This is a genomic window from Gordonia terrae, from assembly GCF_051789125.1.
Taxonomy (GTDB): Bacteria; Actinomycetota; Actinomycetes; order Mycobacteriales; family Mycobacteriaceae; genus Gordonia; species Gordonia terrae_A.
The window spans coordinates 2,899,925-2,925,438 of the sequence record NZ_CP196526.1 but is presented as its reverse complement, the minus strand read 5'-3'; the positions used below and the strand labels follow the sequence as shown (position 1 = coordinate 2,925,438).

The 25,514-nt window shown below is 65.5% G+C and carries 15 protein-coding genes and 3 rRNA genes; all 18 read left to right on the top strand.

Annotation, left to right across the window (positions count from 1 at the left end; all coding sequences use genetic code 11):
* Positions 1-40 precede the first annotated feature (40 nt).
* The 18 genes from ACSUZC_RS13355 (at position 41) to xerD (ending at position 25,413) form a co-directional block, all read left to right on the top strand.
* Positions 41-1,240, top strand: coding sequence for an argininosuccinate synthase (locus ACSUZC_RS13355; protein WP_238423305.1), 1,200 nt, complete (start codon positions 41-43; stop codon positions 1,238-1,240).
* Positions 1,237-2,703, top strand: coding sequence for an argininosuccinate lyase (gene argH, locus ACSUZC_RS13350; protein ID WP_439029025.1), 1,467 nt, complete (start codon positions 1,237-1,239; stop codon positions 2,701-2,703). The genes ACSUZC_RS13355 and argH overlap by 4 nt, the downstream gene beginning before the upstream one ends.
* A gap of 78 nt (positions 2,704-2,781) precedes the next feature.
* Positions 2,782-5,778: an AMP-binding protein gene (locus tag ACSUZC_RS13345; protein WP_439029024.1), complete on the top strand. Its 2,997-nt coding sequence runs from the start codon at positions 2,782-2,784 to the stop codon at positions 5,776-5,778.
* Positions 5,779-5,783: 5 nt separating this feature from the next.
* Entirely contained in the window at positions 5,784-6,002 is a 219-nt protein-coding gene (locus ACSUZC_RS13340) for a Trm112 family protein (protein ID WP_439029023.1), read from the top strand.
* An 87-nt stretch (positions 6,003-6,089) separates the two neighbouring features.
* Positions 6,090-7,415, top strand: coding sequence for a tyrosine--tRNA ligase (gene tyrS / locus ACSUZC_RS13335; protein ID WP_439029022.1), 1,326 nt, complete (start codon positions 6,090-6,092; stop codon positions 7,413-7,415).
* A 431-nt stretch (positions 7,416-7,846) separates the two neighbouring features.
* A 16S ribosomal RNA gene (locus tag ACSUZC_RS13330) occupies positions 7,847-9,369 on the top strand.
* Positions 9,370-9,827: 458 nt separating this feature from the next.
* Positions 9,828-12,961: ribosomal RNA gene (locus tag ACSUZC_RS13325) — 23S ribosomal RNA — on the top strand.
* A 102-nt stretch (positions 12,962-13,063) separates the two neighbouring features.
* Positions 13,064-13,180 (top strand): 5S ribosomal RNA (gene rrf, locus ACSUZC_RS13320).
* The 16S, 23S and 5S rRNA genes sit together here, the layout of an rRNA operon.
* A gap of 129 nt (positions 13,181-13,309) precedes the next feature.
* Complete coding sequence (locus tag ACSUZC_RS13315) at positions 13,310-15,574, top strand: HAD-IIA family hydrolase (RefSeq protein ID WP_439029021.1); 2,265 nt, start codon at positions 13,310-13,312, stop codon at positions 15,572-15,574.
* Between the two features lie 11 nt (positions 15,575-15,585).
* A complete protein-coding gene (locus tag ACSUZC_RS13310) occupies positions 15,586-15,888 on the top strand; it encodes a hypothetical protein (RefSeq protein ID WP_439029020.1) in 303 nt (100 codons plus the stop codon).
* A 49-nt stretch (positions 15,889-15,937) separates the two neighbouring features.
* The gene (locus ACSUZC_RS13305; protein ID WP_439029019.1) at positions 15,938-16,870 is read left to right on the top strand and encodes a TlyA family RNA methyltransferase; all 933 of its coding nucleotides are present in this window, start codon (positions 15,938-15,940) and stop codon (positions 16,868-16,870) included.
* A 56-nt stretch (positions 16,871-16,926) separates the two neighbouring features.
* Positions 16,927-17,943 (top strand): NAD kinase, encoded by a 1,017-nt coding sequence (locus ACSUZC_RS13300; protein WP_439029018.1) that lies wholly within the window; start codon positions 16,927-16,929, stop codon positions 17,941-17,943.
* 2 nt (positions 17,944-17,945) lie between these two features.
* Positions 17,946-19,700, top strand: a complete 1,755-nt coding sequence (gene recN / locus ACSUZC_RS13295; RefSeq protein WP_439033116.1) for a DNA repair protein RecN — start codon at positions 17,946-17,948, stop codon at positions 19,698-19,700.
* Between the two features lie 100 nt (positions 19,701-19,800).
* Positions 19,801-20,988 carry a putative cytokinetic ring protein SteA gene (gene steA / locus ACSUZC_RS13290; RefSeq protein WP_439029017.1) on the top strand — a complete coding sequence of 396 codons (1,188 nt, stop codon included), beginning with the start codon at positions 19,801-19,803 and terminating at the stop codon, positions 20,986-20,988.
* Between the two features lie 3 nt (positions 20,989-20,991).
* Positions 20,992-21,942 (top strand): copper transporter, encoded by a 951-nt coding sequence (locus ACSUZC_RS13285; RefSeq protein WP_439029016.1) that lies wholly within the window; start codon positions 20,992-20,994, stop codon positions 21,940-21,942.
* A 128-nt stretch (positions 21,943-22,070) separates the two neighbouring features.
* A complete protein-coding gene (locus tag ACSUZC_RS13280; RefSeq protein WP_439029015.1) occupies positions 22,071-23,873 on the top strand; it encodes a CTP synthase in 1,803 nt (600 codons plus the stop codon).
* Between the two features lie 5 nt (positions 23,874-23,878).
* Positions 23,879-24,499: an NUDIX domain-containing protein gene (locus ACSUZC_RS13275; RefSeq protein WP_439029014.1), complete on the top strand. Its 621-nt coding sequence runs from the start codon at positions 23,879-23,881 to the stop codon at positions 24,497-24,499.
* Positions 24,496-25,413 (top strand): site-specific tyrosine recombinase XerD, encoded by a 918-nt coding sequence (gene xerD / locus ACSUZC_RS13270; RefSeq protein WP_439033115.1) that lies wholly within the window; start codon positions 24,496-24,498, stop codon positions 25,411-25,413. Before ACSUZC_RS13275 ends, xerD begins: the two co-directional genes overlap by 4 nt.
* The last annotated feature ends 101 nt before the right edge of the window (positions 25,414-25,514 follow it).

Sequence of the window (25,514 nt, the reverse complement as noted above, 5' to 3'; positions counted from 1 at the left end):
TGATGGACCCGGTCAACGCGCAGAACAGGAGCTTCACCTCATGGCAGAACGTGTCGTACTCGCATACTCGGGCGGCCTGGACACCTCGGTCGCGATCAGCTGGATCCAGAAAGAGACCGGCAAAGAGGTCGTGGCCGTGGCACTCGACCTCGGCCAGGGCGGCGAGGACATGGAGGTCATCCGTCAGCGAGCACTCGACTGCGGCGCGGTCGAGGCGGTCGTGGTCGACGCCCGCGACGAGTTCGCCGACGAGTACTGCCTCGGCGCGATCACCTCGAACGCGCTGTACATGGACCGCTACCCGCTCGTCTCGGCGCTGTCGCGTCCGTTGATCGCCAAGCACCTCGTCACCGCGGCGCGTGATCACGGCGGCACGGTCGTCGCCCACGGATGCACCGGCAAGGGCAACGACCAGGTCCGCTTCGAGGTCGGTTTCGCGACCCTCGCACCCGACCTGCAGGTGCTCGCGCCGGTCCGCGACTACGCCTGGACCCGTGAGAAGGCCATCGCCTTCGCCGGCGAGAACGACATCCCGATCAACGTCACCAAGAAGTCGCCCTTCTCCATCGACCAGAACGTGTGGGGACGCGCGGTGGAGACCGGTTTCCTCGAGGATCTGTGGAACGCCCCGACCAAGGACGTCTACGACTACACCGAGGACCCCACGGTCAACTGGAACTCGCCCGACGAGGTCATCATCGGCTTCGACAAGGGCCGCCCGGTCAGCATCGACGGCCGACCGGTGAGCGTGCTGGAGGCGATCCAGGAACTCAACCGGCGCGCCGGTGCGCAGGGCGTCGGACGTCTCGACGTCGTCGAGGACCGCCTGGTGGGCATCAAGAGCCGCGAGGTGTACGAGGCCCCCGGCGCCATGGTCCTCATCCGCGCCCACGAGGAGCTCGAGCACGTCACCATCGAGCGCGAGCTGGGACGCTACAAGCGCGGCACCGACCAGAAGTGGGCCGAGCTGGTGTACGACGGCCTGTGGTTCTCGCCGCTGAAGCGCTCGCTCGACGCCTTCGTGGCCTCCACCCAGGAACACGTGACGGGTGAGATCCGGCTGACCCTGCACGGCGGCACGATCGCCGCGACCGGTCGCCGCAGCGCCGAGTCGCTGTACGACTTCAACCTCGCCACCTACGACGAGGGTGACACCTTCGATCAGTCCGCCGCGCGTGGCTTCGTCGAGTTGCACGGCCTGTCGTCGAAGATCGCCGCGAAGCGGGACCTGAATCTGTGAGTGGGGGTACCGGAGCCGGTCCGGACGCCGGCGGGACCACCAACCAGGGTTCGCTCTGGGGTGGCCGTTTCGCCGGCGGTCCGGCCGAGGCGATGGCGGCGCTGAGCAAATCGACCCACTTCGACTGGGCGCTCGCGCCTTTCGACATCGAGGCGTCGAAGGCGCACGCCCGCGTCCTGAACAAGGCCGGACTGCTCACGGCTGACGATCTCGCGGGGATGATCGACGGCCTCGATCGTCTCGCCGCAGATGTCGCCGACGGGACCTTCGGCCCCGCACCTTCCGACGAAGACGTCCACGGTGCGCTCGAACGCGGACTCATCGAGCGGGTCGGACCCGAACTCGGTGGTCGTCTGAGGGCGGGACGCTCGCGCAACGATCAGGTCGCCACGCTGTTCCGCATGTGGCTGCGTGCCGCCATGCGCCGGGTCGCGCTGGGGGTGCTGGATGTCGTGGAAGCGCTGACTGCGCAGGCCGCGGCCCATCCCGACGCGATCATGCCGGGCAAGACCCATCTGCAGGCCGCGCAACCGGTCCTGCTGGGTCATCACCTGCTCGCCCATGCGCAGCCGCTGCTGCGCGACATCGACCGGCTGGCCGACGCGGACCGCCGAACCGCGGTGTCGCCGTACGGTTCCGGTGCGCTCGCCGGCTCGTCGCTGGGTCTCGACCCCGCGGCGATCGCCGCCGATCTCGGATTCGACGCTCCCGCCGAGAACTCGATCGACGCCACGTCGGCGCGCGATTTCGCCGCCGAGGCCGCGTTCGTCTTCGCGATGATCGCGGTTGATCTGTCCCGGTTGTCCGAAGAGGTGATCATCTGGAGCACACCGGAATTCGGGTACGTGACCCTCGCCGACGCGTGGTCCACCGGCAGCTCGATCATGCCGCAGAAGAAGAACCCGGACGTCGCCGAGCTGATGCGCGGCAAGGCCGGGCGGCTCATCGGTGATCTGACCGGGTTGCTCGCGACGCTCAAGGCACAGCCGCTCGCCTACAACCGCGACCTCCAAGAGGACAAGGAGCCCGTCTTCGACGCCGTCGCGCAGCTCGAACTGCTGCTGCCCGCGGTCACCGGTCTCGTCGCGACGCTCGAATTCCACACCGAACGCATGGAGGAGCTCGCACCCGCCGGCTTCACCCTCGCCACCGACATCGCCGAGTGGATGGTGCGGCAGGGTGTACCGTTCCGCGTCGCCCACGAGGTGGCCGGCGCGTGCGTCCGCGAGGCCGAGGCCCGTGGAGTCGGGCTCGACGAGCTCGACGACGCGACCCTGGCCTCCATCAATCCGGGTCTCACCCCCGCGGTTCGGGATGTGCTGACCGTGCGTGGCTCGGTCGAATCGCGGAGCGCGCACGGCGGGACGGCTCCCGTCCAGCTGCGCCGACAGCTCGACGTCGTGACGGCTCAGACCACCGATCTACGGACACGATGGACGGCGGGCCCCGGAGGGCGACGCTGAACGCGCACCAGTAGGTACAGTGACCTGTGTCACCGACTCGTCGGTGGTCAAGTCACCGACGACGGGAGGATCAACACGATGGCGGTGTGGGACGGGGGCCGTGATCTAGGCGGGGTGGTCGGACGTGTGCTGGCCACCGCCCAGAACGGACTCGAGGTACTCCGCTTCGGAGGTCTGGAGACCGGAACGGAGCCGGCGCCGTTCGCGATCGTCGAGACACACCGGATGTTCCGGCTCCGCAGGTACTTCCCGAACGAGCCGTCGACGGGGCCGAACATCGTGCTGGTACCGCCGATGATGGTGTCGGCCAACGTCTATGACGTGACCGAGCACAACGGCGCCGTGTCGATCCTGCACCGCAACGGCATCACGCCCTGGGTGATCGATTTCGGCTCGCCCGACGACGAAGAGGGCGGGATGGAGCGCAATCTCGCCGACCACGTGGTCGCGATCAGCCGCGCCATCGACCTCATCATCGAGGCGACCGGACGGGACATCCACCTCGCGGGCTATTCGCAGGGCGGCATGTTCGCCTACCAGACCGCCGCATACCGCAGGTCCAAGGGGATCGCGAGCCTCATCACCTTCGGCAGCCCCGTCGACGTCCTCGCAGCACTTCCGCTCGGACTGCCCGCCGGACTCGTCGCCCCGGCGGCCGAGTTCCTGGCGGACAAAGCCTTCTCGCGCAACCTCTGGGTGCGGGACTGGATGGCCCGCACCGGGTTTCAACTCCTCGACCCGGTCAAGACGGTCCGGAGCCGCATCGACTTCCTCCGCCGGCTCCACGACCGCGAAGCTCTCCTGCCGCGCGAGGACCAACGCCGCTTCCTCGAAGCCGACGGGTGGGTCGCCTGGTCGGGACCGGCCATCGCCGAACTTCTCAGGCAGTTCGTCGCCCACAACCGGATGGTCTCGGGCGGCTTCGTGATCAACGGTGATCTGGTGTCCCTGGCCGAGATCACCTGCCCGGTCCTGGCCTTCGTCGGCGACGCCGACGACATCGGCCAACCGGCCGCGGTCCGGGGCATCGTGCGGGCGGCGCCCGACGCCGAGGTGTACGAATCCACCCTGCCGGCCGGACATTTCGGACTCGTGGTCGGCAGTACGGCCGGCCAGCACACCTGGCCGACGACCTCGGACTGGGTGAACTGGCTGTCCGACAACGGCCCTCGGCCCGAACTCATCACCGAGATGTCGCTGGTCGAACCGGGTCACGGTGGCGGAGTCAGTCTGTCGTCGAGGCTCAGCCACGGGGTGGGATCGGTCGCCGACGCCGGCACCGCGGCATCCCGCGAGCTGCTCGGCCTGGCCAATTCGCTGCAGCGGACGTCGAGGGCGGTGGCCTCGGAGTCCGTGCGAACCGTGCCCCGGCTCTTCCGGCTCGGTCAGATCCAGAGCGGTACCCGCATCTCGCTGTCGAAACTGATGGCGGAGAACACGAAGCGAGGCGGCGACAACGAGCTGTTCCTCTTCGAGAACCGCGTGCTCACGCACGCGCAGGTGAACGCCCGTATCAACAACGTGGTCGCCGGTCTCGTCGACTGCGGCATCCGCCCGGGTCAGCACATCGGCGTCCTGATGGACACCCGCCCCAGCGCACTGGTGGTCGTCGCGGCGCTGTCACGGCTGGGTGCGGTGGCGGTACTCCTGGCCGGCGACGCAGACGTCCGGGAGATGATGCGGCTCGCCGACAGCTCCGTCATCGTCACCGATCCCACCAACCTCGACCTCGCGACGGCCGCCTCCGAGCGGGTCCTCGTCCTCGGCGGTGGCAGCGGCGAATCGCGTGCCATCGAGGGTGCCGACGGGACGTCGATCGTGGACATGGAACGTATCGATCCCGACGAGGTCGTCATGCCGACGTGGTACCGCCCGGACCCCGGGCTCGCCGGAGACCTCGCGTTCATCCTGTTCAGCCGCGCCTACGGCAAGCTCGTCCCGTGGCCGGTGACCAATCACCGGTTCGCGATGTCGGCGTTCGGCGCCGCGTCCGCGGCGGCGCTGACCGACCGCGACACGGTCTACTGCCTTCCGCCGCTGCACCATGCGTCGGGCCTGCTCACCACGTTGGGGGCGACGGTCGTCGGACGCTCGCGCATCGCACTGTCCAACGGCATCGACCCGGCGAACTTCTCGGTGGAGGTGCAGCGTTACGGCATCACGGTGGTGTCCTACACCTGGTCGATGCTCAGCGGGATCGTCCGCGACCCCGGCTTCCGCATCAATCAGCACAACCCGATCCGGTTGTTCATGGGTTCGGGCATGTCGGCCGGTCTGTGGGAAGACGTGTGCTCGAGCTTTCCCCGCGCCCGCATCCTCGAGTTCTTCGCTACCGCCGACGGGTCCGCGATTCTCGCGAACGTCTCGGGTGACAAGTTGTCGTCCGTCGGACGGCCGCTGCCGGAGACGAACCCCGTCGAGGTCGCGGCCTACGACATCGCGCACGACCGGCTGCGGATCGATGACTCCGGCTTCGTGCGCCGGGCCGAGGTCGGTGAACCCGGCCTGTTGCTGGCCAAGGCCAAGCACAAGTTCGACACCAACGGAACGGTCCTCCGCGACGTCTTCAACTCGCGGGATCGCTGGGAGGTCTCCGGCCACCTGTTCGTCCGCGATGCCGACGGCGATCTCTACTTCCTGGGTGCCACCGACCGCGTGCTGCGGACGGCCGACGGGCCGGTGTTCATCCCGCCGCTGACGCAGGCGCTCTCGCGGATGGATGTTGTCGACCAGGTCGTGGTGTACGGCGTCGGCGAACCGGGGCAGCAGGTGGTCATCGCGGCCATGACGCTGCGGCCCGAGGTGAAACCGGATTCGCTGACGGTCACCCAGTTGCGCATCGCCCTGGGTGAATTCCAGGCCGAGCAGCGGCCGCACCTCATCCGGATCGTGGACGACATCCCGCAGTCCGCGTCGTTCCGTCCGCTGAGCACCGGGTTCGTGTCCGAAGGTGTTCCGCGACCCGGCGGCCGGATCTGGTATCGGGACGAGGACGGCCGATACCGCCGTTACACGCGCACCGTCGTCGCCAAGCTGGACTGGGCCAGGGCCGCGACCAGCGATGCCCTAGGCTGACTCGGGTGACGACACGCGCTGAGGCCATCGACCCGATCGTGCGCGAACGCCTGGCCTGCCCGCAGGACCACGGCCCGCTGATCGACGCGGGTGACGAGCTGTACAACCCGAGACTCCACGTCGCCTACCGCATCGATGCCGACGGCATCCCCGTCATGCTCATCGACGAGGCGCGCGAGGTCGACGATGCCGAGCACGAGCGCCTGATCGCTTCGGCGGGATAGCGCGACCACTCCGAGTCCTGTCCGGCGCGTAGCTGCCGGTTCTCACCTGGTCCTTGCCGCCAACTGGGCGGATGACAAGATCGAGGGGTGAGTGCCGAGACGACCGGAAAAGCCGAGACCACCCCGACCGCAGCCGCCGGCGGACTCGTCGAGATCCTCGACGAACTGCAGTGGCGCGGACTGATCGCACAGTCCACCGACCTCGATGCGCTGCGCGAGGCACTGGCCGACGGTCCCATCACCCTGTATGCGGGGTTCGACCCGACGGCGGCGAGCCTCCATGCCGGACACCTCGTCCCGTTGCTGACTCTGAAGCGTTTCCAGCTCGCGGGACATCGCCCCGTGGTGCTCGCCGGAGGCGCGACCGGACTCATCGGCGACCCGCGCGACGTGGGGGAGCGGACGATGAACACTCCCGACACCGTCGCCGAGTGGGCCGGCCGGATCGATGCGCAGCTCCGTCGTTTCGTCGACATCGACGAATCGCCCACCGGCGCGATCGTGGTCAACAACCTCGATTGGACCGGTCAGTTGTCGGCCATCGAGTTCCTGCGTGATCTCGGCAAACATTTCTCGGTGAACGTGATGCTGGCCCGCGACACGGTGAAGCGTCGCCTCGAGGCCGACGGCATGAGCTACGCGGAATTCAGCTACCTCCTGCTGCAGTCGAACGACTTCGTCGAGCTGAACCGGCGACACGGGTGCATGCTGCAGATCGGCGGGTCGGATCAGTGGGGCAACATCGTCGGTGGCGTCGACCTGGCGCGACGGCTCGACGGTGTCGCACTGCACGGGATGACGGTTCCGCTCGTGACCTCGTCGGATGGCAAGAAGTTCGGTAAGTCCACGGGAGGCGGGAGTCTCTGGCTCGATCCCGAGCTGACGAGTCCCTACTCCTGGTACCAGTACTTCATGAACACGGCCGACGCCGATGTGATCCGGTACCTGCGGTGGTTCACGTTCCTCGGTCGCGAGGAGATCGAGGAACTCGAGCGCGCGACTGCGGAGGCGCCGCACCTGCGGCAGGCGCAGAAACGCCTGGCCGCCGAGATGACCACTCTCATCCACGGCGAGGACCACACCGCGGCCGTGCAACTGGCGAGTCAGGCGTTGTTCGGTCGGGGAGACCTGGGCGACCTCGACGAGTCGACACTTGCCGCCGCGCTCGGCGAGACCTCGATCGCCGAGTACCCGGATGCGCGACCGACGATCATCGAGCTGCTGGTCAACACCAAGCTCTCCGAAAGCAACAAGGCTGCGCGTCGAGCGGTGTCCGAGGGCGGCGCCTACGTGAACAACGTGAAGATCGACGACCCGGAGTGGCAGCCGGCAGACTCTGACCTGCTCCACGGACGGTGGCTGGTGGTACGACGCGGCAAGAAGAGTTTCGCGGGAGCGAGACTAGGCCTCTGACCAGGCGATTTGACGCGTTGTTCGCGCCTGTGTAACTTAATCGACGCACCGCAGAGAGCAACTCCCCCGGAGCCGCAAGCACCGGGGAAGTAAAAGTGCCCGAGCCACTGGTTCGGGCCGCCCGTGCGGGGCACTCCCGAGAACAAGAGCGCGGGTTGACTGCGCTCTGGGAGGCTCATTCGGAGCCGGCCTCTCAACGAGGACGTCCGGTGGGTGTGTGTTCTTTGAGAACTCGATAGTGTGATGATGAATTGTCTGATGCCATTTGTGGCATCGAGCATCTTTTGTGGATGTTGATGTTTTTGTGGCGCCTCGCCTTTTGTGGGTGTGGGTGTCATTTGTTTTGCTAGGTTTATTTTGGTCAGGTTTGCTTTCCTGGTTGTGTTGAAATGCTGGCCTTCTTTTGTGGGGGTTGGTTTTTTCGATGGTTTTTCATGGAGAGTTTGATCCTGGCTCAGGACGAACGCTGGCGGCGTGCTTAACACATGCAAGTCGAACGGAAAGGCCCAGCTTGCTGGGTACTCGAGTGGCGAACGGGTGAGTAACACGTGGGTGATCTGCCCTGCACTCTGGGATAAGCCTGGGAAACTGGGTCTAATACCGGATATGACCATGGGATGCATGTTCTGTGGTGGAAAGCTTTTGCGGTGTGGGATGGGCCCGCGGCCTATCAGCTTGTTGGTGGGGTAATGGCCTACCAAGGCGACGACGGGTAGCCGACCTGAGAGGGTGATCGGCCACACTGGGACTGAGACACGGCCCAGACTCCTACGGGAGGCAGCAGTGGGGAATATTGCACAATGGGCGCAAGCCTGATGCAGCGACGCCGCGTGAGGGATGACGGCCTTCGGGTTGTAAACCTCTTTCACCAGGGACGAAGCGTGAGTGACGGTACCTGGAGAAGAAGCACCGGCCAACTACGTGCCAGCAGCCGCGGTAATACGTAGGGTGCGAGCGTTGTCCGGAATTACTGGGCGTAAAGAGCTCGTAGGCGGTTTGTCGCGTCGTCTGTGAAATTCTGCAACTCAATTGTAGGCGTGCAGGCGATACGGGCAGACTTGAGTACTACAGGGGAGACTGGAATTCCTGGTGTAGCGGTGAAATGCGCAGATATCAGGAGGAACACCGGTGGCGAAGGCGGGTCTCTGGGTAGTAACTGACGCTGAGGAGCGAAAGCGTGGGTAGCGAACAGGATTAGATACCCTGGTAGTCCACGCCGTAAACGGTGGGTACTAGGTGTGGGTTCCTTTTCACGGGATCCGTGCCGTAGCTAACGCATTAAGTACCCCGCCTGGGGAGTACGGCCGCAAGGCTAAAACTCAAAGGAATTGACGGGGGCCCGCACAAGCGGCGGAGCATGTGGATTAATTCGATGCAACGCGAAGAACCTTACCTGGGTTTGACATACACCAGACGCGGCTAGAGATAGTCGTTCCCTTGTGGTTGGTGTACAGGTGGTGCATGGCTGTCGTCAGCTCGTGTCGTGAGATGTTGGGTTAAGTCCCGCAACGAGCGCAACCCTTGTCCTGTATTGCCAGCGGGTTATGCCGGGGACTTGCAGGAGACTGCCGGGGTCAACTCGGAGGAAGGTGGGGATGACGTCAAGTCATCATGCCCCTTATGTCCAGGGCTTCACACATGCTACAATGGCTGGTACAGAGGGCTGCGATACCGTGAGGTGGAGCGAATCCCTTAAAGCCAGTCTCAGTTCGGATTGGGGTCTGCAACTCGACCCCATGAAGTCGGAGTCGCTAGTAATCGCAGATCAGCAACGCTGCGGTGAATACGTTCCCGGGCCTTGTACACACCGCCCGTCACGTCATGAAAGTCGGTAACACCCGAAGCCGGTGGCCTAACCCCTTGTGGGAGGGAGCTGTCGAAGGTGGGATCGGCGATTGGGACGAAGTCGTAACAAGGTAGCCGTACCGGAAGGTGCGGCTGGATCACCTCCTTTCTAAGGAGCACACAACTACACACGTTTCGTGGGCGTCTGTTCTGCGGCGTGTGTGTGTTCACGGGTGAAACATCAGACACGTTGTGGTGGCCGGCTTGGTGCTGGTTTGTCCATGGCGAGCATTCCACTGTGAGGTGGGTGCGTTCGCGTCACACTATCGGGGTTCTGAGGGAACACGCGGCTGGCTTTCGGGCTGGTGTGTGTTGTCTTTGACCTAGCTGTCTGGTTGATCGTGCCGGTGAGGTGTCCTGTGGTGGGGTGCGGAGGTGCGGGAGGTTGGATGGTGTGTGTTGTTTGAGAAGTGCATAGTGGATGCGAGCATCTTTATTTCAAATCAACTTTTTGTTGGTCTGTGATTTAGCAGAATTTGTTTTGTGCACGAACGTGGTTCGTGTGGTGTCTACATTCGATCCTCGGGTCTCACTTTGGTGGGGTGTGGGGGTGGTTTGTAGGTGTTGTTGTAAGTGTGTAAGGGCGTTCGGTGGATGCCTTGGTACCAGGAGCCGATGAAGGACGTGGTAGGCCGCGATAGTCCTCGGGGAGTTGTCAAACGAGCTGTGATCCGAGGGTGTCCGAATGGGGAAACCCAGCACGAGTGATGTCGTGTTACCACCAGCTGAATGTATAGGCTGTGTGGGGGGAACGTGGGGAAGTGAAACATCTCAGTACCCATAGGAAGAGAAAACAATTGTGATTCCGTGAGTAGTGGCGAGCGAAAGCGGAGGAGGCTAAACCATGCGCATGTGTAACCGGGTAGGGGTTGTGTGTGTGGGGTTGTGGGGTTCATCTTCTCAGATCTACCTGTCTGGGCGTGAGTCAGAAAATCGTGTGTTAGGTGAAGTGGCCTGGAATGGTCTGCCGTAGTCGGTGAGAGTCCGGTAGCTGAAAACACATGGTCTTGCGTGATGTTCTCCCAAGTAGCAGCGGGCTCGTGGAATCTGCTGTGAATCTGCCGGGACCACCCGGTAAGCCTGAATACTTCCTGGTGACCGATAGCGGACAAGTACCGTGAGGGAAAGGTGAAAAGTACCCCGGGAGGGGAGTGAAATAGTACCTGAAACCGGACGCTTACAATCCGTCAGAGCCTGCGCCATTTCGGTGGGTGGGTGATGGCGTGCCTTTTGAAGAATGAGCCTGCGAGTTAGTGCTCGGTGGCGAGGTTAACCCGTGTGGGGTAGCCGTAGCGAAAGCGAGTCTGAATAGGGCGTTGGAGTCGCCGGGTCTAGACCCGAAGCGGAGTGATCTACCCATGGCCAGGGTGAAGCGTCGGTAAGACGTCGTGGAGGCCCGAACCCACTTCAGTTGAAAATGGAGGGGATGAGTTGTGGGTAGGGGTGAAAGGCCAATCAAACTCCGTGATAGCTGGTTCTCCCCGAAATGCATTTAGGTGCAGCGTCACATGTTTCTTACCGGAGGTAGAGCTACTGGATGGCCGATGGGCCCCACAGGGTTACTGACGTCAGCCAAACTCCGAATGCCGGTAAGTGAGAGTGTGGCAGTGAGACTGCGGGCGATAAGGTTCGTAGTCGAGAGGGAAACAGCCCAGATCGCCGGCTAAGGCCCCTAAGCGTGTACTAAGTGGAAAAGGATGTGGGGTCGCGAAGACAACCAGGAGGTTGGCTTAGAAGCAGCCACCCTTGAAAGAGTGCGTAATAGCTCACTGGTCAAGTGATCCTGCGCCGACAATGTAGCGGGGCTCAAGTACACCGCCGAAGCCGCGGCACTCACACAAGAGCCCGCCTTTCCCTTGCGGGGGATTGGCTAGGTGTGTGGGTGGGTAGGGGAGCGTCCTGCATCCGTGGAAGCCACAGAGTGATCTAGTGGTGGAGGGTGTGGGAGTGAGAATGCAGGCATGAGTAGCGAAAGCAGAGTGAGAAACTCTGCCGCCGAATGACCAAGGGTTCCTGGGCCAGGCTAATCCGCCCAGGGTGAGTCGGGACCTAAGGCGAGGCCGACAGGCGTAGTCGATGGACAACGGGTTGATATTCCCGTACCCGTGTATCCGCGCCCATGCTGAATCAGTTGTACTAACCATCCTGATCCTCCGAGAGTGCCTTCGGGTGCCGAGTGGGGTGATGCATGGGACCTTGGCTGGTAGTAGGCAAGCGATGGGGTGACGCAGGAAGGTAGTGGGGCCAGTCAGTGGTTGTACTGGTGTAAGCCTGTAGGGCGAGCGATAGGCAAATCCGTCGTTCACATAGCCTGAGAGGTGATGCGTAGCCGTTGCGGTGAATTCCATGATCCTATGCTGCCGAGAAAAGCCTCTAGTGAGTTGGTACACGGCCCGTACCCCAAACCAACACAGGTGGTCAGGTAGAGAATACTAAGGCGATCGAGAGAACTGTGGTTAAGGAACTCGGCAAAATGCCCCCGTAACTTCGGGAGAAGGGGGACCCATTCTGGTGACGGCCTTTTCGGTCTGAGCTGGTGTGGGTCGCAGAGACCAGAGAGAAGCGACTGTTTACTAAAAACACAGGTCCGTGCGAAGTCGTAAGACGATGTATACGGACTGACGCCTGCCCGGTGCTGGAAGGTTAAGAGGACCGGTTAGTTCCCTTTGGGGAGCGAAGCTGAGAATTTAAGCCCCAGTAAACGGCGGTGGTAACTATAACCATCCTAAGGTAGCGAAATTCCTTGTCGGGTAAGTTCCGACCTGCACGAATGGCGTAACGACTTCTCTGCTGTCTCAACCACAGACTCGGCGAAATTGCAGTACGAGTAAAGATGCTCGTTACGCGCGGCAGGACGAAAAGACCCCGGGACCTTCACTATAGCTTGGTATTGGTGTTCGGTTCGGTTTGTGTAGGATAGGTGGGAGACTGTGAAGTGGGCACGCCAGTGTTCATGGAGTCGTTGTTGAAATACCACTCTGATCGTATTGGACTTCTAACCTCGGACCCTGATCGGGTTCAGGGACAGTGCCTGGTGGGTAGTTTAACTGGGGCGGTTGCCTCCTAAAAGGTAACGGAGGCGCCCAAAGGTTCCCTCAGCCTGGTTGGCAATCAGGTGTTGAGTGTAAGTGCACAAGGGAGCTTGACTGTGAGACGTACATGTCGAGCAGGGACGAAAGTCGGGACTAGTGATCCGGCACCGGCAAGTGGAAGCGGTGTCGCTCAACGGATAAAAGGTACCCCGGGGATAACAGGCTGATCTTCCCCAAGAGTCCATATCGACGGGATGGTTTGGCACCTCGATGTCGGCTCGTCGCATCCTGGGGCTGGAGTAGGTCCCAAGGGTTGGGCTGTTCGCCCATTAAAGCGGCACGCGAGCTGGGTTTAGAACGTCGTGAGACAGTTCGGTCTCTATCCGCCGCGCGCGTAAGAAACTTGAGGAAACCTGTCCCTAGTACGAGAGGACCGGGACGGACGAACCTCTGGTGTGCCAGTTGTCCCGCCAGGGGCACCGCTGGTTAGCTACGTTCGGAAGGGATAACCGCTGAAAGCATCTAAGCGGGAAGCCTGTTCCAAGATGAGGTTTCTCACCCCCTTCGCGGGGTTAAGGCCCCCCACAGACCATGGGGTTGATAGGCCAGAACTGTACGCACAGCAATGTGTTCAGGTGACTGGTACTAATCGGCCGAGGACTTACAACAACACCCACACACCCAAAACACTTTTTTGGTGTGTTCGCATCCACTATGTACTTCTGAAACAACACACAACAAACAAACACAGTTGTGTGTGTTTCATAAAGTTACGGCGGCCATAGCGGAGGGGAAACGCCCGGCCCCATTCCGAACCCGGAAGCTAAGCCCTCCAGCGCCAATGGTACTGCACCCTAACCAGTGTGGGAGAGTAGGACACCGCCGAACACAATTTCAGAAGGGCCCCGTATTCGATGAATTTCTTTCGTCGGATACGGGGCTTTTCTCATGTTCCGGCCACGTTCGACGTCCGGAGTAGCGTTAACCAGTGAAGTTCTAGGGCATAGATTGGCAGCTATGAGTGATCGGGATCGTCCGCGTCGTGAGGGACGCGGCCAGCGGGACGCACGCGGACAGCGTGATGGTGGACAGCGCGACGGGGGCCGGGGTGGTCGCCCCGATCGTCGTGCAGGTGAGCGCAGCACCGATCGTGGTAGCCGACAGCCCGGGCCTGCCATCCCCGATACGGTCTCGGCGTCCGACCTGGATCCCGAGGTTCGCCGCGATCTGCTGACGCTGGACAAGGCGAACGCCGAGATCGTCGCGCGCCATCTGGTCATGGTGTCGCAGCTGCTCCTCGAGGACCCAGTGCAAGCCCTCGAACATGCGCGAGCTGCTCGTTCACGTGCGTCCCGGGTCGGCGTGGTCCGGGAGACAGCCGGCATCGCCGCCTACAACGCCGGCGAATGGCAGGAGTCGGCCACCGAGCTCCGCGCAGCCAAGCGCATCACGGGCAATTCCGCCCTCCTGCCGCTGATCGCCGATTGCGAGCGCGGACTCGGCAGGCCCGAGCGGGCCGTGGAGATCGCCCGGGGTGACGAAGGTCGTGCGCTGACCGGGGAAGACGCCACCGAGATGCGGATCGTCGAAGCGGGCGCCCGCATCGATCTCGGTGAGCCGGAGAAAGCCGTGGTCACGCTCCAGGCCGAGAACCTGAAGCCCGGACAGGTGGGCACCGGACCCGCGCGCCTGTTCTACGCGTATGCGTCGGCGCTCGAGGCCGCCGGGCGCCGCGATGACGCGGTGACCTGGTACATGAACGCCGCGTCCGCCGATGAGGACGACGTGACCGACGCGGAGTTCCGGTTGATCGAGCTGGCGAACGATGATCAGCCCTCGCAGGCCGAAGCGTCGGCGAGTGCCGTCGAAGCCATCGAGCCGGACGCCGATCCGGAGAGCGCTCTGACCGCTCCGACGTCCGAGAACATCGATGCCGTGGAGGGAACCGCGGACCTGTCCGCGACGTCGAGCTATGTCGAGGACGATCCCAGTGATCTGGTCGATCCCGCTGACGTCTCCGCTGTGGTCTCGGACACCGCCCTCGACTCGGACACCGCCGTGGCCACCATCGTCGAAGGTGTTCCGAATCCGATCGCGGCGATGGAGGATGGTGCGGCCGAGGTCACCTCACCGACCGTCAGCCCCCGAACAACGGAACCCCGAACAGCGGAACCCCGAACAGCGGAACCCCGAACAGCAGAACCCCGAACAGCAGAACCCCGGACCGTGGAAACCGTGGTCCGGCAGGAGCCGCTCCCGTCGTCCGTCTCGGGCCGGGCGGCGCTTGCCGATCGGTTCGACGCTCTGCTCCTCGATCTCGACGGCACAGTGTTCGCCGGCCATCGCGCGTTACCGAATGCGGTCGACACCCTGGACCGTCTGACACTGCCGCGCTTCTTCGTGACGAACAACGCGAGCCGACGCCCGACCGAGGTGGCGGCCCACCTCCGCGAGCTCGGCTTCGAGGCGACCGACGACCTCGTCGTCACGAGCGCGCAATCCGGTGCGCGGCTGTTGTCGGAACATCTGGAGCCGGGCTCGCGAGCCCTGGTGATCGGCACCGACGGACTGGCCCAGGAGGTGCGCGAGGTGGGTGTCGGTGTGACCCGCAGCGCCGACGACCGTCCGTCCGCGGTCATCCAGGGTCACTCCCCGGACACCGGCTGGGCACAGCTGTCCGAGGCCGCCCTGGCCATCCGTGCCGGTGCGCTCTGGGTGGCGACGAACATCGATGCCACCCTGCCCTCCGAGCGGGGACTGCTCGTCGGCAACGGTTCGATGGTGGCTGCCCTGCGCAACGCCACGGGTAAGGAGCCGATGGTCGCGGGCAAGCCCGCTGCGCCGCTCATGGCCGATGCCATCGCGCGAGCCCGTGCGAGTGCGCCGCTCGTGGTCGGCGACCGCCTGGACACCGACATCGAGGGTGCACACGCGGTCGGCATCGAGAGTGCGCTGGTCCTCACCGGTGTCAGCACGGTCATCGACCTGCTGGGTGCGTCACCGGAACAGCGTCCGACCTTTGTGATCGACGACCTCGCCGGACTGTTCGATGACATCGAGGCGGTGCGTGTCGTCGCGCAGCCCGGCTGGGACGTCACCGTCGAGGGGTCGACCGTGACGGTGCGCGGATCGGGTGACGAGATCGGTCTCGTACCTGCGCTGGCAGCTGCCACCTGGGCCGCCGTCGACGCCGGAACCGCCGACCCGGAGGAACTCCGTGTGTCCGCGGAGGGTGCGGCGAGGTCGAAGCTCGCGTCGCTGGGTGTCGCAGTCGTCGACTAGCGTGGTGCACGATGAGCCAGCCGACCGATCCCATGTCTGCGCACCGAACCCCGGCACCCGGCCCGCACCGTCCCACACCGGGGGCGATGCCGCGTCGCCAGTTCGACCCGGTTGCCGACGATTTCGCGTCGGATGCTCAGCTGGAGATCCCGGACGTCGAGGCCGAGGTCGATGACTTGGTAGCCCAGGTCGACGCCGTCCGCGAGTCCGTGGGCGACACGTTCTCCCTGGCGGCACTCGAACGTCAGGCGACCCTTCTCGAGCAGGCGCACGACGCGCTGACCGCGGCGCTCGACGCCGTCGACCGCCGATGAGCGGCCTCGCGTCGTCACTGACCATGGCCGCTCCGGAGTGTTCCTGATCATGGCGACCAGAGCTCGACTCGATGCCGAACTCGTGCGCCGCGGACTCGCACGGTCACGGGAGCAGGCGCGCGACCTCGTCGACGCCGGGGTGGTGAAGGTGAACGGAACCGTCGCGGCGAAAGCGGCGACCGGCGTCACCCGTGACACCCCGATCGTCGTCGACGAGGCACCGAAGGACGACTGGGCGTCCCGCGGGGCCCATAAACTCCTCGGCGCGCTCGACACTTTCGAACCCCAGGGCCTCTCCGTCGAGGGACGGCGGTGCCTGGATGCCGGTGCGTCGACCGGCGGATTCACCGACGTCCTTCTCCGGCGGGGAGTCCGGGAGGTCGTCGCCGCCGACGTCGGATACGGCCAACTGATCTGGCGGCTGCAGAACGACGACCGGGTACGCGTGCACGACCGCACCAACGTCCGTCATCTGGAGCCCGGACTCATCGGCGGACCCGTCGACGTCGTGGTCGCCGACCTGTCGTTCATCTCCCTGGCTCTCGTCCTGCCCGCGCTGGCGCGATGCTGCGCTCCGGGCGCTGATCTGCTCCCGATGGTCAAGCCGCAGTTCGAGGTCGGCAAAGACCGAGTGGGGTCCGGCGGCGTCGTGCGGGATCCCGCGCTGCGTGCCGAGGCAGTGCTGGGCGTCGCCACCGAGGCCGCCGCCCTGGGGCTGAGGACCAAGGGTGTGGTGGCCAGTCCGCTGCCCGGCCCGTCGGGCAACGTCGAGTTCTTCCTGTGGCTACGGAAGGAGCCGGACCACCGGGCAGGCGGGGAGTCGGTACGGGGCGATAGGGTCGACCGATCGGACACGACCGCCGCGGATCCCGGCATCGGATCGCCCGAGCAGCGAGACACAGAACCCGAGGCCGACCGAGACGAGCGCACTGCCGAACTGCGGACGATGGTCGAGCGGGCGGTCGCAGAGGGTCCGCGCTGACCGATCGAACCGGCGGCGTCACACCGCACACCGACTTCTTGATGGAGGGAACCCCAGTGGCCGACGAATCGGTACCGGAGTCCGCCGGTATCCGCGAGTTCTTGGTGGTCGCGCACACCGGGCGCGAGAACGTTCTCGAGACCATCGAGGCCATCGCCCGACACTGTGCCGCTGCGGGCGTCGCGCTGCGCGTGGTGGATCACGACACACTGGATCGCGACGCCGACCACGATGTCCTGTACCGCAACCCCGAGGACCAAGCGCCTCGACCGCAAAACGTGCCCGTCGACCGGGAGTATCTGCGGTCGCTGGGCGCGGTCGTCGAGGTCACCACCGCCGAATCCGCGTCGGCCGACGGTTGTGAACTCGTCATCGTGCTGGGTGGCGACGGCACCTTCCTGCGTGCCGCCGAACTCGCCTGCCCGGCCGAGGTCCCCGTGCTGGGCATCAACCTCGGACACATCGGGTTCCTGGCCGAGGCCGAGGCGCACCGGGTCGATGCGGTCATGGCACAGCTGATCGCCCGCGATTACCGCATCGAACCGCGGATGACACTCGATGTCGCGATCGTCGACCCTGCTGACCCCGACCCGCCGACGGCGTGCAGCTGGGCGCTCAACGAGGTGGCCATCCTGAACACGAGCAAGAACGGTGTCCTCGAGCTCGTCACCGAGGTCGACGGACGGCCGGTCTCGGCGTTCGGTGCCGACGGCGTACTGGTGTCGACCCCCACCGGGTCGACGGCCTACGCGTTCTCCGCGGGCGGCCCGGTCATGTGGCCGGACCTCGAGGCGATCCTGGTGGTCCCCAACAACGCTCACGCGCTGTTCGCCCGGCCGATGGTCACGAGTCCACGTTCGCGGATCGCGGTGGAAGTGGACAAGAACGGACGATCCGCGCTGGCACTCTGCGACGGTCGCCGCGCACTCGAGGTGCCGGCCGGAGCACGGGTCGAGGTCGTGCGCAGCGAACGGTCGGTGCGCTGGATCCGCATCGACTCCGATCCGTTCGCCGACCGACTCGTCACCAAGTTCGCCCTCCCGGTCACGGGATGGCGAGGGAGGCAGGCATAGCGGTGCTCGAAGAGATCTCGATCACCGGACTCGGTGTCATCGAGGAGGCGCAGGCGCGCTTCCATCCCGGTTTCACCGTGCTGACCGGCGAGACCGGCGCAGGCAAGACGATGATCGTCACGAGTCTCCATCTGCTGTCAGGCGCACGGGCCGACGCGACGCGGGTGCGCACCGGCAGTTCGAAGGCGGTCGTCGAGGGCAGATTCCGACTCGCGGGTGCTGAGGGTGCGCCGAGGGATCAGGCCATCGCCGAGATCCTGGACTCGGCCGGCGCCGAACTCGACGACGATGACACCGTCATCGCGGTCCGGTCGGTCAGCGCCGACGGGCGTTCCCGCGCTCATCTGGGCGGCCGATCGGTTCCGGTGGGTGTCATGGGCCAACTCACCACTGCGGTCCTCGCCATCCACGGGCAGAACGACCAGCTCCGACTGCTACGCCCCGAACATCAGCGCGCGGCACTCGACACCTTCGCCGGTCCCAAGGCGGCCTCGGCACTGGAGACCTATCGCACGGCGAGGTCGGCCTGGATCGATGTGCTCGACGAGCTCGACGCGCGTCGCGCCAACTATCGGGAACTCGCTCAGGAGGCAGACCGGCTCCGCTTCGGGATCGAAGAGATCGCGGCGGTCGAGCCGGTCCCCGGCGAGGACGAGGAACTGACTGCGACCATCCGGAGGCTCTCCGACCTCGAGTCCATCCGCGGTGCCGCCGATCAGGCACACGACATCGTCGCCGGCGACTCGGGGGCGTCGGTCATCGAGGGGCTGGGTGCCGTGCGCACCCTCCTCGAGTCCGCGGCCGACGACACCCTGCGAGATCTGGTCCCGCGCGTCGCCGAAGCCCTCACCGTCATCACCGACGTCGGGGCCGAACTCACCGCCTTCACCTCGGGCCTACCCGCCGACGCCGATGAGCTCGACAAGTTGCTCGCCCGCCAGGCCGAACTCAAGACCCTGGTGCGCAAATATGCGCCCGACGTCGACGGCGTGATCGACTGGCGGCGCAAGGCCGAGGCCCGTCTGGCCGAGATCGAGGATCCGCGGGCCTCCATCGAAGAGCTCGAGACCGCGGCGGAAGCCGCACGCGACAAGGTGGAGTCGGCGGCCGGCAGATTGCACACGCTGCGCGCGAAGGCCGCGAAGTCCATGGCGGACAAGGTCTCGCGCGAACTGAAGGGCCTGGCCATGGGTGACTCCGCCCTCGCGGTGGCGGTGAACCCCGACCCGGCCTCATCCGACGACCGGCTGACCATCACCGTCGAGGGTGAGAAGGTCCACGCCGGCGCCGACGGCGCGGACAAGGTCGAGTTCGCCCTCGTCGCACACCCGGGCGCGACGCCGCTGCCGATCGCCAAGTCGGCGTCGGGCGGCGAACTCTCGCGCGTGATGCTGGCGCTGGAAGTCGTCCTCGCCGCCCCCACGTCCGGTTCCGTCATGGTCTTCGACGAGGTCGATGCTGGGGTCGGCGGGCGGGCGGCCGTCGAGATCGGCAAGCGACTGTCGAGGCTGGCACGGGCCCATCAGGTCATCGTCGTCACGCATCTGCCGCAGGTGGCGGCGTTCGCCGACAACCACCTCGTCATCGGGAAGAGCAAAAAGGGTGCGCTGGTCACCAGCAGCGTGCGGACACTCGACCGCGACGAGCGGGTCGCCGAACTCGCACGCATGCTGGCCGGCCTGGGGGAGTCCGACACCGGTCGTGCCCACGCCGAGGAACTGCTGGCGACCGCGGAGGCCGAACGCGCCGAACACTGACCGGTGGCCACTGAAACAGGTGGTACCTGTGTGACAAAAGTTGCTGCTGTTGCGGCGCGCCTCCCCGGTTGCCGCGCGCGTTCGGCCGATCATGGCCGTCATGAAGATGCCTGCACTGCTCGCGCGTAACACCGAAGAACTGCCTGGCGTGACCGGTATCGCCAGAATCGACAAGAACACCAAACGGCTCCTGAACAGGGTCGGGCCGGGCGACATCGCCATCCTCGACGAGGTCGATCTCGACCGTGTCACCGCCGACGCCCTCGTCGAGGCGAACGTGGTGGCCGTCGTCAACGCCTCGCGCTCGATCACCGGCCGATACCCGAACCTGGGTCCGGAGGTCCTGGTCGCCTCGGGCATCGTCCTGCTCGACGACGTGGGTCCGGAGATCTTCAAGCGCGTCAAGGACGGGGCCAAGGTCCGCGTCAACGACGACCGTCTGTTCGTGGGTGAGCGACGCCTGGCGCTGGGTACCGAACTCGACGAACGTGACATCGCGGACATCATGATCGGTGCCAAGGCAGGGCTGGTCGATCATCTCGAGGCGTTCTCGGGCAACACGATCGAGTTCATCCGCAGTGAATCGCCGCTGCTGATCGACGGTGTGGGCGTCCCCGAGATCGACGTCGATGTGGCCGGCCGCCACGTCGTCATCGTCGGAGAGGGCGCCGACCGCGCCGCCGACCTGCGGGCGTTGAAGCCGTTCATCAAGGAGTACCAGCCGGTCATGGTCGGCGTCGGGACCGGCGCGGACACCCTGATGAAGGCCGGCTACAAGCCGTCGATCATCGTCGGCGATCCGGAGAACCTCAAGACCGCGACGCTCAAATCGGGTGCGCAGCTGGTGCTTCCGGCGGATACCGACGGCCATGCGAGTGGCCTGGAACGCATCCAGGACCTCGGCATCGGCGCGACGACGTTCCCCGCGGCGGGATCGGCCGGAGACCTCGCGCTGCTGCTGACCGACTATCACGGCGCAGACCTCATCGTCACCGTCGGCTATCCCGGATCGCTCGACGACTTCTTCGACCGGTCCCGCCGGGAGAGCAACCCGTCGATGTTCCTGACCCGGCTGAAGGTGGGGCAGAAGCTCGTCGACGCCAAGGCCGTCGCGACCCTGTACCGCAGCCGCGTGTCGGGCGCCGCCATCGCATGCGTGGTCCTCGCCGCCCTGGTGGCCGTCATCGCCGCGCTCATGCTGTCCAACGCCGGCACCGACATCACCGACTGGATCGTGATGCAGTGGAATGCCCTGCTCGACTGGGCACGAGAGGTCTGGAACCGGTAGCCGATGATCTCGCTTCGACAGCACGCGATCTCACTGGTCGCAGTCTTTTTGGCATTGGCGCTGGGGTTGTTCCTCGGGTCGGGATTCGTCGGTGACCGCGTCAATTCGATGACCGGCACCAGCCGCGACCGTATCGGCGACCTCGAGGACCAACGTGATGACCTGAACGCGAAGCTCAACGCGTCCAACAGCTTCGACCTCGCCATCACGCCACGGCTCATCGCGAACAAGCTCCGGGGGCAATCGGTTCTCGTGGTGACCGCACCGAACGCGGCCGAGGCCGACGTCGACGCGGTCAAGGAGTCGATCTCGGGGGCAGGTGCACGCTTCGGCGGTCAGATCGCCTTGACCGACACACTGCTGGCCGACGCCAAGTCCGAGGAACTGCGGACCATCGTCGACCAGACCATCCCGCCGGGCACGATGCTGCGGGCCGAACTGACCGACTCCGGCGGACGGGTGGGGGATCTCCTGGGTGCACTCGTGCTGTCGAACGAGACGGCACGACCGGCATCGGCGGGTGATCGCCGGACAGGGCTGGGAACTCTTCGTGACGGTGGGTTCATCGACTACGCCGACAATGCGATCACGCCCACCGACCTGGTGGTCGTGGTGACCGGCGACGAGTTCGACGCCGACTCGGGTGCACAGGGCGCCCTGGTCGGACGATTCTCGGCCGCGATGGCGGCACGCGGGGTGGGTGGCGTTCTCGTGGGACGTACCGGGTCCGCGGTCGGCGGATCCCCGATCGCCATCGTCCGTTCGGACCCGTCTCTCGCGAATGCGGTGTCGACCGTGGACAACGTCGATCAACCGACCGGCCTGATCACCACGATCCTGGCGCTGGCCGCCGAGAAGGACGGAACGACGGGGTCGTATGGCACCGGGCCGGGCGCGACGGCCATCACCGTCGGCGCGGCAGGCGAACCCGCCCCACCCCGACCCGCCGCCTGAGTCGGAGTGAGTACCGCCACGCCGTGACGCGGTGTGGCGGTACAGCGGTTCGGCCGGGTGGTGTTACCCTGGAGTCCCGTAGGTAATCAGGGCATCGGCCCCGATTCGGCCGACGGGAGACACTTCTTTTGCGACCACTTCGCCATGTACACGACACCAAGCACATCTTTGTGACCGGTGGTGTCGCCTCTTCGCTGGGCAAAGGCCTGACGGCTTCCAGCCTGGGTCAGCTTCTCACCTCGCGGGGCCTCCGGGTCACGATGCAGAAGCTCGACCCCTATCTGAATGTCGATCCCGGCACGATGAACCCCTTCCAGCACGGAGAGGTGTTCGTCACCGAGGACGGCGCCGAAACCGACCTCGACGTCGGCCATTACGAGCGATTCCTGGACCGCAACCTCTCGCAGTCGGCGAATGTGACCACCGGACAGGTCTATTCGACGGTCATCGCCAAGGAACGCCGCGGCGAGTACCTCGGGGAGACGGTTCAGGTCATCCCGCACATCACCGATGAACTCAAGTCGCGCGTGCTGGCCATGGGCGAGCCCGACGCCGACGGCGAGGTCCCGGATGTGGTCATCACCGAGATCGGCGGCACGGTCGGCGACATCGAGTCGCTGCCGTTCATCGAGGCCGCGCGTCAGGTGCGCCATGATGTCGGCCGCGACAACGTCTTCTTCCTCCACGTCTCTCTGGTGCCGTACCTCGCGCCGTCGGGCGAGCTGAAGACCAAACCGACCCAACACTCCGTCGCGGCGTTGCGCAATGTCGGCATCCAGCCAGACGCGCTCATCCTGCGCTGCGATCGGGACGTTCCGGAGGGGCTGAAGAAGAAGATCGCGCTCATGTGCGACGTCGAGCTCGACGGCGTTATCTCGACCCCCGACGCGCCGTCGATCTACGACATACCGAAGGTGCTCCACAGCGAGCATCTCGATGCCTACGTCGTGCGCAAGCTCGGACTCCCGTTCCGTGACGTCGACTGGACGGTGTGGGGAGAACTTCTGCGCCGCGTGCACGAGCCGCGCGAGACCGTTCGCGTCGCACTGGTCGGCAAGTACGTCGACCTGCCCGATGCGTACCTCTCGGTCACCGAGGCGATCCGCGCCGGCGGGTTCGCGTGGAAGGCCCGCACCGAGATCAAGTGGGTTCCCTCCGACGACTGTCAGACGCCCGCCGGTGCGCAGGCCGCGCTCGGCGACGTCGACGCGATCCTCATCCCCGGCGGCTTCGGCATCCGCGGCATCGAGGGCAAGGTCGGCGCGATCTCCTACGCCCGGCGTCGTGGCATCCCGCTCCTCGGGCTCTGTCTAGGACTGCAGTGCGTGGTCATCGAGGCAGCCCGTTCGGTCGGGCTGGACGAGGCGAGTTCCACGGAATTCGACCCGGACACACCACATCCCGTGATCTCGACCATGGCCGATCAGGCAGACGCCGTCGCCGGCGAAGCCGACCTGGGCGGCACGATGCGACTGGGCGCCTACGACGCCGTGCTCAAGGCCGGATCGGTGGTGGCCGAGGCTTACGGGACGCGTGAGGTGTCCGAACGGCACCGGCATCGCTTCGAGGTCAACAACGCCTACCGCGACAAGATCGCCGACTCCGGACTCGTGTTCTCGGGGACATCACCCGACGGGCACCTCGTCGAATTCGTCGAGTACCCGAAGTCCGTGCATCCCTACCTCGTTGCCACGCAGGCGCACCCGGAGCTCAAGAGCCGTCCCACGCGCCCGCATCCGCTGTTCCGCTCGTTCATCGAGGCCGCGCTGAAATACAAGGCGGCCGAGCGACTTCCGGTGGATCTCGGCGATGACTACGAGTCGAACGACGCACCCGCGGACGCGGTGGCCGCGGTCAACGCGGTGACCGTCGAACCGGTCGCGGGTCTCGACGACGCCGCAGCTCTCGGTCAGAACGCCGGCAGGGACTGACCGCCTTGGCGCACGACTTCGAGGTCAAGGGTTCCCGCACCGTCTACGACGGGGCGATCATCGCGCTGCGTCTCGACGACGTCGAGATGCCCGGGGGCCGGGTCGCCGAGCGGGAGGTCGTCGAGCACTTCGGTGCGGTGGCGATCCTCGCGCGCGACGACGCCGGGCGGGTCGCGATGGTGCGCCAGTACCGGCACCCGGTCGGACGGCGCCTCCTGGAGCTGCCGGCCGGATTGCTGGACCAGGCGGACGAGGAGCCACTGGCCGCTGCGCAGCGCGAGCTCGCCGAGGAAGCCGACCTGGCCGCGGACTCATGGCACGTCCTGGTCGACCTCGCTCTGTCGCCGGGGTTCACCGACGAGGCGCTGAGGTTGTATCTCGCGGAGGGTCTGCACCACCTCGACGAGGCCGAACGCGTCGACGAGGAAGCCGACATGTCGGTGGAATGGGTTCCGCTGAACGATGCCGTCGCGAAGGTGCTGGCCGGCGAGATCGTCAACGCCACCAGCGTCGCGGGCATCCTCGCAGCGGCCACTGCGGATCACACCGCCGCCGACCTACGGAAGGTCGACGCACCGTGGCCGGACGAACCGACCGCTCTCCGGGATCGACGCCGACGGTCGTGACCCTCGTCGCCGACATCTCGCGCTACCTCGACCATCTGACGGTGGAGCGGGGTGCGGCGGCCAACACGGTGTCGTCGTACCGGCGGGACCTCGAGAGGTACCGCCGGTACCTCGACGCGCGGGGCATCACCTCGCTGGGCGAGGTCACCGAAGAGGACGTCCGTGAATTCCTCGTCGAGCTGCGGCGTGGAGACCCCGAGGCCGGTGTCGCCCCGCTCGCCGACAGTTCGACCGCGCGGACGCTGGTCGCCACCAGACGGTTCCACAAGTTCGCCGTCGACGAGGGGATCGTCTCGACCGACGTCGCGCATGAGGTGCGGCCGCCGCGTGCGGCCCGCCGACTGCCCAAGTCGTTGCCTGTCGACGAGGTGCTGGCGATCCTCGATGCCGCCGGAGCCGACGATCATCCACGAGGTCTGCGCGATCGCGCTCTGCTGGAGTTCCTCTACAGCTGCGGGGCGCGCATCTCCGAGGCGACATCCCTCGACGTCGACGACCTCGACCGGGACGCGCGAGCGGTGCGACTTCGGGGCAAGGGCGGCAAGGAACGGCTCGTGCCCCTGGGTGGCCCCGCCATCGACGCGCTCGACGCATATCTCGTGCGCGGCCGCCCCGCGCTGGTGTCGCGGTCCACACCCGCCCTCTTCCTCAACGCCCGTGGCGGTCGACTGTCTCGGCAGAGCGCATGGCAGGTACTCGTCACCGCGGCCGAACGGGCGGGACTCGACAAGGCCGTGTCGCCGCACACGCTCCGGCACAGCTTCGCGACACACCTGCTCGACGGGGGCGCCGACGTCCGCGTGGTCCAGGAGCTCCTGGGGCACGCGTCGGTCACCACGACGCAGGTCTACACGCTGGTCACCGTGAACACGATGCGTGAGGTGTATGCGGTCGCGCATCCGCGCGCACGCTGACCGTCGGACCACCTCGGGCGCGCCGACGCCGGGATGACCGAGCAGATGTCCTAGGCTGATACGAAGCCCGGCTGCCGACGGACAGACCGGCAGGATCACAG